Source organism: Nocardiopsis sp. NPDC006832 (assembly GCF_040635885.1).
Classification (GTDB): Bacteria; Actinomycetota; Actinomycetes; order Streptosporangiales; family Streptosporangiaceae; genus Nocardiopsis.
Map to the genome: position 1 here is coordinate 58053 of NZ_JBEYLC010000035.1, position 10581 is coordinate 68633.

General features: G+C 68.7%; 7 protein-coding genes and 4 pseudogenes. 3 read left to right on the forward strand and 8 right to left on the reverse strand.

Going from position 1 to position 10581, the window contains the following annotated elements:
• Positions 1–51: 51 nt before the first annotated feature.
• Both ABZ717_RS17550 and ABZ717_RS17555 read right to left on the reverse strand, forming a co-directional pair.
• On the reverse strand, positions 52–2076 hold the full coding sequence (locus tag ABZ717_RS17550; protein ID WP_358511355.1) for a CocE/NonD family hydrolase: 2025 nt from the start codon (positions 2074–2076) through the stop codon (positions 52–54).
• 10 nt (positions 2077–2086) lie between these two features.
• On the reverse strand, positions 2087–3394 hold the full coding sequence (locus ABZ717_RS17555; protein ID WP_358511358.1) for an ATP-grasp domain-containing protein: 1308 nt from the start codon (positions 3392–3394) through the stop codon (positions 2087–2089).
• 188 nt (positions 3395–3582) lie between these two features.
• On the opposite strand from ABZ717_RS17555, the gene ABZ717_RS17560 reads away from it, so the two are divergent.
• Positions 3583–4548: a TIGR03557 family F420-dependent LLM class oxidoreductase gene (locus tag ABZ717_RS17560; RefSeq protein ID WP_358511361.1), complete on the forward strand. Its 966-nt coding sequence runs from the start codon at positions 3583–3585 to the stop codon at positions 4546–4548.
• Positions 4549–4593: 45 nt separating this feature from the next.
• On the opposite strand, the pseudogene ABZ717_RS17565 reads toward ABZ717_RS17560, so the two are convergent.
• Positions 4594–5146, reverse strand: a pseudogene (locus ABZ717_RS17565) (DUF1360 domain-containing protein).
• 19 nt (positions 5147–5165) lie between these two features.
• Positions 5166–7025, reverse strand: coding sequence for a glycoside hydrolase family 15 protein (locus tag ABZ717_RS17570; protein ID WP_358511364.1), 1860 nt, complete (start codon positions 7023–7025; stop codon positions 5166–5168).
• A gap of 173 nt (positions 7026–7198) precedes the next feature.
• On the opposite strand from ABZ717_RS17570, the pseudogene ABZ717_RS17575 reads away from it, so the two are divergent.
• A pseudogene (locus tag ABZ717_RS17575) lies at positions 7199–7436 on the forward strand (SDR family NAD(P)-dependent oxidoreductase); the annotation flags it as partial.
• Between the two features lie 113 nt (positions 7437–7549).
• Positions 7550–7753, forward strand: a pseudogene (locus ABZ717_RS17580) (sigma factor-like helix-turn-helix DNA-binding protein); the annotation flags it as partial.
• A 6-nt stretch (positions 7754–7759) separates the two neighbouring features.
• Here ABZ717_RS17580 and ABZ717_RS17585 read toward each other — a convergent pair.
• The 4 genes and pseudogenes from ABZ717_RS17585 to ABZ717_RS17600 all read right to left on the reverse strand — a co-directional run.
• Positions 7760–8902 (reverse strand): aromatic acid exporter family protein, encoded by a 1143-nt coding sequence (locus ABZ717_RS17585; protein ID WP_358511385.1) that lies wholly within the window; start codon positions 8900–8902, stop codon positions 7760–7762.
• Between the two features lie 27 nt (positions 8903–8929).
• Complete coding sequence (locus tag ABZ717_RS17590; RefSeq protein ID WP_358511366.1) at positions 8930–9781, reverse strand: Rieske 2Fe-2S domain-containing protein; 852 nt, start codon at positions 9779–9781, stop codon at positions 8930–8932.
• A 114-nt stretch (positions 9782–9895) separates the two neighbouring features.
• Positions 9896–10252 carry a hypothetical protein gene (locus tag ABZ717_RS17595; protein ID WP_358511369.1) on the reverse strand — a complete coding sequence of 119 codons (357 nt, stop codon included), beginning with the start codon at positions 10250–10252 and terminating at the stop codon, positions 9896–9898.
• A 57-nt stretch (positions 10253–10309) separates the two neighbouring features.
• Positions 10310–10581 (reverse strand): annotated as a pseudogene (locus ABZ717_RS17600) (cytochrome ubiquinol oxidase subunit I); the annotation flags it as partial.

The window sequence follows — 10581 nt, forward strand, 5'->3', positions numbered from 1 at the left end:
TGGTTCGCCTTCGCTCGTCACACGGTCGTGCGGTCTCACCCGATCGCGCGATCAGACGTGGTCGCGGGGCAGGCTCTCGGTCCACTGCCGGGAGAAGATCCTCTCCCCGGACTCGTAGGCGTCGAGTGTGGCGTGCACGCGGAACTCCTCCTCGGTGCATTCCAGGGCCGTGTAGGTCTCGGTCCGGGCGTGCCAGTCCCCCCGGGAGAAACTCATCGTCCACGCTGTTCTGCCACACGCCGACGTGAAGTCGTCCCCCACCGCCTCGTAGGTCTCGTGGGCCTTGCGGGTGACGTCGAGGTCGATCTCCTCGAAGTGCAGGACGCCTCCGTCCTTGACGATCCGAAGGGTGATGCGGTTGTCCACCAGGTCACGATGCACCGACCAGTCGTGCTCTCCCTGGGTCGTGCGCGTGGTGGTGATCGAGGGCGTGGCCTCCGGCTGGTCGAACACCTCTTCGTGCGGGTCCGCGCCCGGGGACTCCCGACGCACCGGAAGGACGAGGGCGCTGTTCGCGGGGTGGACCGACATCAGCGCCGGTCGCGGTGGTGGCCAGGCCAGCGGCCAGTAGGAGGTGGACAGTGACAGGCGTATGCGGTGCCCTGGTGGGAAGACCTGGGCGACACCGTTCATGGTGACCTCCACACGGTAGACCTCCCCCGGCACCAGGGATTCGGGGTGTTCGTCTCCGTTCCGGTGGGTCAGGTTGAGCATCCCGTAGGTCACCCGGGTGGCGCTGCCGTCGGGGGCCACGTCGCACAGTCGCGCCGCGACCATGGCCACGGGTTCGGTGACCGAGAGTTCGAGCTCGACCCGTGTGGGGCCCAGGATCTCGACCCGTTCCTCCAGAGGTTCGGTGTCGTAGACCAGGGAACCGCCGTCCTCCTCTCGTTGGTCGTAGGGCAGGTCCGGCGGTGCGCTGTAGGAGGCCCACTTACCGGCGAACTGCCCGACGGACAGGGGCGAGAGGATGCTCTGCGGCGCGGTGCTCCTTCGTTCCTCGGCGACGCCGAGCCGGTTCTCCGACAGCGGCAGGGAATGGTGTTCTACACGCTCGGAGGGCCAGTGGGGCTCATAGACCCAACGGCCGGGGCGTTCTTGGTAGGAGGTGGAGGGTGGGACGCTCTCCTGCATCCAGAGCCAGAGTCCGGTCTCCTTCTCGACCCCGTTGTCCTCGCCCTTGGTCCAGTGGTCGAGCCAGCGCACCACCTCCTGGAGGTAGCCGATGGCCGGTCCGGGAACCCCCATGTGCGGATACCGGTGCGACCAGGGACCCACCAGGCCCTTGGTCGGGGTGTCAAGGTTCTCCATGAGTCGTAGGACGCCGTTGGAGTAGCCGTCCGCCCAGCCGCTGGAGGCCAGCACCGGGCACTGGACCCGGGTGTAGTCCTCTCCGACGGAGGCGTGCCTCCAGTAGCGGTCGCGGCGCTGGTGACGGAGCCACTCCACGACCCAGGGGCCGTTGGCCTCCAGCCTGTCCAGCCACATACGACGCCACTCCGGGCCGACGACCTCCGGGTCGGGCGGGCAGGTACCGTAGGCGAAGGTCGTTCCGGCCTCGGCCAGGTTGTCCGAGAGCAGACAGCCGCCCATGTAGTGGAAGTCGTCGGCGTACCGGTCGTCGGTGAACGAGCTGATGGCGATGGTCCGCAGGCTCTCGGGGCGCCTGGCGGCGACCTGGAGCGCGGAGAACCCGCCCCACGACAGGCCCATCATCGCGGTGTCGCCGTCGCACCAGGGTTGCGCGGCCAGCCAGGCCAGGATCTCCTCGGCGTCCTGCTGTTCGCGCTCCAGGTACTCGTCGGTGAGCACGCCCTCGGAATCGCCCGTTCCCCGCAGGTCCACACGTACGCACGCGTATCCGTGTCCCGCGATGTAGGGGTGGTGCATGGAGTCGCGTACCGCCGTCAGGTCACGCTTGCGGTAGGGAATGTACTCCAGCACCGCGGGCACCGGGTGGTCCTGCGCCGACACCGGTCGCCACAGTCGCCCCGCCAGTCGCACACCGTCCGATATGGGGATCCAGAAGTGGTCCTCGATCTGGATCTCGTATGGCAGATCCTCCACCAGACGCATACGCACCTCCTCAGTTGCCGGTGACGCCCTCGACCCGATTGCCGCCGCTTCCACCGTCCTCGAACTCGAACCACAGGCCCTTCACACAGCGTTCGTACTTGGCCTGCATCTCGATCTCGCTCGCGGCGCCGATGACGATCTTGGCCAACTCGAAGCTGTAGCTGTCCTGGGCGAGCATCTCGGAGAGGCGTTGGCCCACACTCGGGACGATGTGGATGCTCACGCCCGACAGCTCCTTCTCCAGGGCCTCCACCTCCTCCGCGGCGGGCACCCGGGTGACGATTCCGTCCCGGAAGCGTCGGTGGTACCACTCCGCGGCGACGGAGAACCCTCCCTTGGACCTGTCGGTCAGCGCGGGGTCCTCACCCAGCGCCATGCGGAGCATGCGTTCGTGGTTGGGCACGCCGTCCACGAGTTCGAAGAGGGGCGTGTGGCTCTGGGAGTGCCGGGGGTTGATCTCCACGATGCCCAGGTCGTCCTCGATCGGGTCGTAGAAGAACTCGACGCTGAACGTCGAGTCGTTCAGGCCGTGCTGTTCGATGACCCGCACGGAGATGTCCCTGATGCGTTCCTGGACCTTCTCGGGCAGGCTGGAGGGGTACTGGTGGCGCAGGAAGGACGGGTTCCCCGGGAAGTCCACCGAGTCCAGCACCGCGTACACGTGGACGTCACCGTTGTAGACGTAACCCTCGGCCGCGGTCTGGAGCCCGTGCAGGGCACCCTCGGCCAGGCAGTGGTGTCGTCCCGCCGCCGCGACCTCCGAAGGCAGTTCCACTCTTTCCAGGATGCTCTCGAAGGGGCGACCGATCCTGTCGACGCTTTCGCGGATGCGCGCCGCCGCCGCCTCGAAACCCTGGTCGTCCTCCACCCGGTAGGCCAGTTCGGAGGAGGCGGACTTGATGGGCTTGAGCCACAGCGGGTAGTCCAGACCGTGCTCGGGGGTCTTCGCGTCCAGGTCGACCAGGGAGAAGGGAGGATGGGCCTCGGTCACCTGCGCCTGCAGGAACCTGCTCCAGTACTTGTGCTCGCACCTGACCACCGATTCCAGGGCCGGTGCGGGCAGTGCGCGCTCGGCGCACAGGATCGGCACGAGCAGGGTGATCGGAAAGTCGCGGTAGCCGATGATGGCGTCCACCGTGCCGTCGAACTCATCGAGCACGGCCCGGGCCGCGGCCAGGGTCTCCTCGATGTCGATCTCGCCTCGTTGCAGCTCCTCGACGCCCAGGAGTCGATGGAACCGGCAGTCACGCCCGGTGGGGGTCCTCGCCAGGAGTTCCCGGTTGCGCTCGTCCAGACCCATCACGAACACGTTTCTCATGCTCTCGCACCGCCCTTCGCTCGCGAATGTCGTGCTGGGGGATGTGAGAGGGATCGTCTCTGGTAGCGCGCCTACCCGGGCCCCACCCGTCCCATACGTGCGCCTGGCCACGGTTTCCTCGGCGAGGGTTCCGGGTAGCCGATCCCCCACCTCCCTCGGCAACGACCCGTCCAGTCCGGGAGGACACCATGACGAGATTCGGATACTTCCTCGCGACCGAGGAACACGGCCCCGCGGAGTTGGTGCGTCAGGCCGGGGCCGCGCAGGAGGCCGGCTTCGACGCCCTGTGGATCTCCGACCACTACCACCCATGGCTCGGTGCCCAAGGGCAGAGCGCGTTCGTGTGGTCGGTGGTCGGGGCGATCGGTCAGGTCACCTCGCTGCCCCTGGCCACCGCCGTCACCTGCCCGACCACCAGGATCCATCCGGCGATCGTCGCCCAGGCCGCGGCCACCGCGGCGGCGATGACGCCCGGCGGGTTCAGTCTCGGTGTCGGTACGGGAGAGGCGCTCAACGAGCACGTCCTCGGCGATCCCTGGCCGCACGCGGCCCGTCGGCTCGCGATGTTGGAGGAGGCGATCGAGGTCATGCGCGAGCTGTGGTCCGGTCGTACGGTGAGCCATCACGGCGAGTTCTACACCGTGGACACCGCGCGCCTGTACACGCTGCCGCAGGAGCCTCCGCCGGTCCTGATGTCGGCGTTCGGCCCGAAGGCCACGGCACTGGCCGCGCGCGCGGCGGACGGTCTCGTCCAGGTGGCCCCGGCCCCTGAGACGGTCGACCGTTTCCGACGAGAGGGCGGGGCGGGCAAACCCGTCCAGGGCGGACTCAAGGTCTGCTGGGCACCCGACGAACAGGACGCGATACGCACCGCCTACGAACGCTGGCCCAACGAGGCGTTGTCCGGCGAGGCCCCGCAGGTGTTGCCCTCGCCTCGACACTTCGAACAGCTCACCCAGGGGCTGGTGACCCCGGAGATGGTCGCCGAGGAGGTCACCTGTGGCCCGGACCCCGAGCGGCACGTGGCCGCGATCGAGGCCTACCTGGAGGCGGGGGTGGACGAGGTGTACGTGTGCCAGGTCGGGGACGACCAGGACGGTTTCTTCGGGTTCTACTCCGAGGAGGTCCTTCCCCGGCTGCGCGGGACGCGCTGATCATGGCCGTGAGGGCGCCACGGCCTTGGCGCCCTCGGCACCCGGTCACTCCTGCACCTGCTGGAGACGGGCGTAAGCCGGTTGCAGCCGGTCCGACACCGCCACGGTGCTGAACACCGCGCCCGCGCTCCGGGGGAGGGTGGGGGCGAACACCAGGCCGAAGGCGTATCCGGTGGCGACCCACTGCGAGGTGCAGAAGGGGCAGGTGAGCAGCTCACCGATCGCCTTGCGGCCGCCCTCGCCGCGCACGTCCTCCTCCAGTTCGGAGGGCCCGGACGCCCCTTGGAACCTGGTGAAGAACGCCCGCAATGGACTGGTGACGGGATCCTTGGCCGGCAACCGTGACAGTTTGTGGGTGGTGAGCCCCATCAGGGCCAGTCAGGGCCAGGTCCCATGGACCCACCGTCGCGGCCGCGTCCCGTGTCCGGAAACGTCGTGCGAGGAGCACCCCGGCCGCGACCATGGCCGTGTAGGAGGCGGCGATCATGGCATATCCGGCGAGCGGCTGCTCGCTGCCCCCACGGTAGGCCTCCGCCTCCTGTCGGATCGTCCCCTCGATGCTCTCGGTGGTGTCGTTCTCGGTGGCGTCGTCCTTCATCGTGTTCCCTCTCGTCCGGTCACCTTCGGGCCTGATCCGGGCCTTCGCCACGAGTCCTGGTGCGCGCCCAGCGATGCAGCGCCTCCCCGTCTCCCGCGGTGTCGAGGTTGACGGCGGCCTCGATGAGCGCGAGCTGGGTGAAGGCCTGGGGGTGGTTACCCGTCTGGGTGCCCTCTGCCGTCATCCCCTCCGCCTGGATGCCCGGTTCACCGGTGCTCTCGCACAGGACCTCGAACCTGCGTCGGGCCTCGTCGATACGCCCGGCGAGCACCAGGGCGGACACCATGTCGAACGAGCAGAGAAGGAAAGCGCCTTCCGGGGTTCCGATCCCATCATCGGTCTGCTCGGGGTCGTACCGGTGGACAAGACCGTTCCCCTCCCCCAGCTCGTCCTCCACCCGTTCAAGGGTGCGCGTCACCCGCGGGTCGGTGCCCTCCAGGAACCCCAGGAGCGGGATCCGTAGCAGTGACCCGTCGACGTTGTTCGCTCCGTACGCCTGGACGAAGGTCCCACCGGCGGTGTCATAGCCGTGGGCCAGGACGTCCTCGTGGATCTCTTCCGCCGCGCGGCGCCACTCGGCCAGTGGGACCCGGTCCTCGCGGCCGGTGATCCGCGCGAGTTGGATTCCGCGATCGAGGCACGCCCAGGCGTAGACCTTGGAGTTGGTCCAGTGGCGTGGGGACGAGCGCACCTCCCACGGGCCGTTGTCGGGCTCACGCCACAGGGCGCGGACGGCCTCGACCACGGAATCGAGCTGTGCCAGTTGCCCGGGTTCCAGGCCTCCGGTGGCCTCCTCGTAGCACAGCGCCGCGTCGAGGATGTGCCCGTACACGTCCAGCTGGTGTTGTGAGTACGCCGCGTTGCCGATCCTGACCGGTCGGGCACCGCCGTATCCGGCCAGGTGATCGAGGATCTCCTCCTCTGGCGGTGGTCGCTCGTCGACCGCCTGCACGGGAGGGATCCAGCCGATGGGGTGCCCGCACATCCGCAGCAGGAAACGCAGGTAACTCCCGGCCTCCTCCTCGTGTCCCAGGCGAAGGAAGGCGAGGACCACCAGGGCCGCGTCACGATGCCACACGTATCGATAGTCCCAGTTGCGCACCCCTCCCGGGTCCTCGGGCAGGGAGGTGGTGGGAGCGGCGATCAGTCCTCCACTCTCCTCGTGCAGGAGTCCGCGCAGTACGAGCGCGCTTCGCCGCACGTGGGAAGCGCCGACACCGTCATAGTGGGTCCGGTCCGACCAGAGGCGCCAGGCGTCGAGGGTGGTCCTCAACAACGCGTGCCCCTCCCCCGGAAAGATACGGCGTTCGCCGCGCAGGTAGTCCAGGGCGAACACCGCGGTCTCGCCCTCGGAGAGTTCCACCCTGAACTCGGGGTCCTCATCTTCGAGGAGGACGAGGGCGCGGTCTCCCGACAACAAGGGCCCGGACGCCTCCTGCAACGCTCCGTCCAGGTGTCGCCACGAGGCCGCGGAACGGCCGAAGTCGGGGCGGGCCTGGAGCCGGGAGCGCACGGACGTACTACCCGAACGGCATTCGATGATCCTGACCAGGAGACCCTCCCGCCACAGGCCGGTGCCCTGCGCCGAGGGACGCACCGCGAGCAGATCGTGACCGACCAGCGTGAGGCCCTCCCCCTCCCAACGGGTCTCCAGGACCAGGCTGTCCTCCACGTAGGCGCGGCCGACGGGGCGCGCCCCCTGTATCTCCATCGTCCATCCGCCCCCGCGGTCGGGGTCCAGGATTCCGGAGAGGAACGCGGGCCCGTCGAACCGGGGCGCGCACAGCCAGGTGATCGTTCCGTCGGGGGTGGTGAGCGCCGAGGTATGGCAGTCGGAAAGGAAACCATGATCCCCGATCGGTGTGGTTCGATCCCCCATCGGTGCCTCCTCCATGATGCGGCTCGGGTCCTCTCCTGCCCGATTGCCCTGACGTGTGCACGACGAAACAGCAGTTCAACAGCCATGCCTTCGGCACGTGGGAGGACCGTGTTCCGGGTAGTGCGGGCGTGAGCCGTTGATTCCTGGCCGGGGACGGGGGACGACCACCCCACGGTCCCGTGGACGTGTGGGTGAACGCGGCGTTCGCGTCCGTCATCGCCCCCTTCGGGGAGATCGAACCGGACGAATACCACCGGGTCACCGATGTCTGCTACCACGGATACGTGCACGGGACCCGCACGGCTCTGGCTCTGATGCCGCCTCGGGAGCGGGGAGTGATCGTGCAGGTCGGTTCCGCGCCCCTACCGGGGCATCCCCTTCCAGGCGGCCTACTGCGGGGCCGAGCACGCACCGGGTACGCGAGCGCCCCACGAGGAGAGCGGCGCAGCCAGGCGGTCCCGGGTGATGACCACGAGCTGGACCTGGTGGTGCGACGCGAGGCCGCACGAGCCGCCCTTCGCACGCTTCCCGACCGGGAAAAACCCATCCTCGAACGAAGCTTCTTCGACGAGTGGAACCTGGAGCGCGTCGCCGAGGAGGTCGGCTGTTCCCAGATGCACGTCTCACGGTCGCCCACCGCCTCACTGGAGCGTCTGCGCGAGGAACCGGCGGAGGACGACCCGCCCGGGAGCGCGCCCTGGAACCGAAGGTCCGATCGTGGCTCGTGAGCCTGATCAGCCGGCGTCGACCCGGGTGCTGTTCTCCCGACCCTGATCGATCTCCTCCAGGAGTCGCTCGGCGTCGGTGAGCAGGGCACCGTAGATCGGCCACCGCTCGTCGTCCCAGGAGTGGAGCATACGTTCACGTTGCTCCACGACCTTGTCCAAGGCCTCGTTGACCAGGGCCCTCAGATCGTCGGAGGGAACATGGTGCTCCGGTTCCTCGGCGTCCCGAACGAGGGCGAAGGTCTTCGAGACTCGTTCCATCACGGGCGCCAGCTCTCGCAGGAAGGCGTCGTCGAGCGTGGGAGAGCGGGTACCCGAGTCGAGGGCCGCCCGTAGGGTCCGCACCAGGGACCGCAGGTGTTGGGCGGCGCGGCTCAGGGCGTAGATCCAAATCCGATACGTCCGCAGCCGCCCGACCGGTACCGCCTCTCGTCTCACCAGACGGCGGGGATTCAACCGGAAACGGTCCTCCTGACGGCTGACCGTCTCCAGGGCGTTGCGCACGGTGCCGTCGAGTCTCTCGGAGGTCTGGTCCCAACGGTCCAGGTCGAGTCCTTCCTCCCCGCCGCTCAGTCCTTCGGCGATGTCGCCGCTGAGGGTGGACAGCCCGTCCGCGAAGTCCAGCACGGCGTTCTCGGCGTCCCGGAAGCGAATAGCGGGAGCCAGGAGGGTGTTGACGAGCAGGGCACTGACCGAGCCGACACAGACCATGAGCAGCAGCGAACCCAGGTCATCGATATCGGTGGCCGAGCCGCTCGCCAAGGCGAATCCCGCGATCACCGGGAGCTGGGAGCCCTGGCCACCGAGGTACCTCGTCTGCCCCAGCAGCAACGCCACCACGATGGCCAGGGCGAACGACCACAGGTTCGGTCCCATCGTGAGACCGACGGCCCCGGCCAGCAGCGCCCCGAGGAACACGGTTACCACGTAACGGCCCGAACTCAACACCGACCCGTACACGGTGGGCCGTACCACCAACAGCGCCGCGAAGACCGCGAATCCCAGCTGGGACTCCTCCCCCAGCAGGACACCCACCGCGAGGGCGATGACGGAGGCCAACGCGGACTTGACGACGAAGACCAGGGTCTCCCGTTCGAAGCCGCGCCTGCGGTAGGCGCGGCGCAGCGTTCTCGTCAGGCCCTCTTGGAACATCATCCCTCCGGAGCGGCGTCCTCCGTGCTACGCGGGGACAAGCCTGACCCACAGCCTGCCGTCCACGATCGACGTCTCCAGGGGTTCCACGGGGGCGGTCGCGGGCCCGCGGACGACCGTTCCGTCATCGAGTCGGAACTCGCTCCCGTGCCAGGGGCAGCGTACGCACCCCTCGGTCAGCTCACCTTCGGCCAGGGGCGCGCCCATGTGCGGGCAGGTGCCCAACAGCACCGACACCGAACCCTCCGTGCGGGCCACCACGACCGGAACGCCGTCGACGTCGCCGCCGGCCGGGCTCCCTTCCGGGTACCCCTCCAGCGGACCCAGGTCGTGCCACCCCTCGGGAACCAGGTCGACGAGGTGGTCGGCGCTGTTGGCACCGCCCGCGCGATGGTAGGCGATGTGGCCGCCCAGTGTTCCACCGAGACCGATGGAGCCTAGGCCTGCCAGGGCCAGGCACCTGCCCCAGCCCGACCTGCCACGCGCACGCGCCAAGGAAGAGGCTCCGAACAACAGCGTCCCCAACCCGTTCGAGGCCGCGTGCACCACCCCCACCCGCTGGTGGCGCTCGTGCTGCTGAGCCCAGTCGGCCAGCCCGCTGAGCACGGCGGGTGAGACGGTCAACAGACCGATGTCGATCAGTGCGCGGGCTTCGCGACGGTGGTCCCCCGGCATCAGGTCCAGCAGGACGGCCGCCGTCCACGTGCCCATGGGCAGGTGGATCAGGATCGGGTGGAGCGGGTGCCCCAGTTGGACGCCGTGCAGGACGTCACGTGCCGTTCCCGAGGGCAGCCGTCCGGCGAGGCCCTTCAATCGGGCGACCATCGGGTCGAGACGACCCTCGCGTTCGATCTTGCGGATGCGTTCACCGAGTCTCATGGTCGCTCCGCTACCCGCACGACCGGCCCGACAGTCTCTCCCCGGGCGACATTCCAGAAGCCTTGACCGGTATTTTCCCGGCCTCGCGGATCGAACACCGGGTGCGTACGGTGCTCAGTCGGGGGTCTGGGTCTGCCCCTGGTAGACCAGGCTGCGATGGTCCGCGACCGCGTATCGGGCACCCTCGCCACCGCTGGTGGGCAGGACCAGAACCTCCGTGTCCGGGTCCACGGTGTTCATGGGCACCCGGGCTCCGTCCCAGGGGCCACCGACCACCTCGAACGGGACCTGCCCCCGCCCCCACAGGCAGAGGAGTGTGACGGCCAGGACCGGGACGGCGCTCGCCAGGAGGAACGCCGTGTCCCCGGTCCAGGTCCAGACCATCTTCAGCGCGGCCGTGCACAGCAGAAGGACACAGATCGTGACGGCACGACCCTTCCGGGAGAGCCCTCGCCTCGGGTGGGCGCTCATGTCCATGACGTTCTCTCCTCGTACCGCGCCGCGCGTCGTCCGGTCACCTCGGTCGAGTCATCGCCGTTCGGGATCGGTCCCGGAAGGCACCGCCGCGTACGGGTGGTGCAGGTCGAAGGCCGGACGCTCGGACCGGATCCGCGGCAGCGCCGCGAAGTTGTGCCTGGGCGGCGGGCAGGACGTGGCCCACTCCAGGGAACAGCCGTAACCCCACGGGTCGTCCACCTCGACCGGCGGCGCCTTCTTCGCGGTGACGTAGATGTTCCAGAAGAAGATCAGCGTCGAGGCGGCGAGGACGAACGAGGAGATCGAGGAGATCTGGTTCAGCT

Excerpts from the sequence above, each read along its gene's own strand:
- ABZ717_RS17560 (WP_358511361.1), top strand. The coding sequence starts at position 3,583 with ATGACGAGATTCGGATACTTCCTCGCGACCGAGGAACACGGCCCCGCG.
- ABZ717_RS17570 (WP_358511364.1), bottom strand. The coding sequence starts at position 7,025 with ATGGGGGATCGAACCACACCGATCGGGGATCATGGTTTCCTTTCCGAC.
- ABZ717_RS17590 (WP_358511366.1), bottom strand. The coding sequence starts at position 9,781 with ATGAGACTCGGTGAACGCATCCGCAAGATCGAACGCGAGGGTCGTCTC.
- ABZ717_RS17595 (WP_358511369.1), bottom strand. The coding sequence starts at position 10,252 with ATGAGCGCCCACCCGAGGCGAGGGCTCTCCCGGAAGGGTCGTGCCGTC.
- ABZ717_RS17585 (WP_358511385.1), bottom strand. The coding sequence starts at position 8,902 with ATGTTCCAAGAGGGCCTGACGAGAACGCTGCGCCGCGCCTACCGCAGG.
- ABZ717_RS17555 (WP_358511358.1), bottom strand. The coding sequence starts at position 3,394 with ATGAGAAACGTGTTCGTGATGGGTCTGGACGAGCGCAACCGGGAACTC.
- ABZ717_RS17550 (WP_358511355.1), bottom strand. The coding sequence starts at position 2,076 with ATGCGTCTGGTGGAGGATCTGCCATACGAGATCCAGATCGAGGACCAC.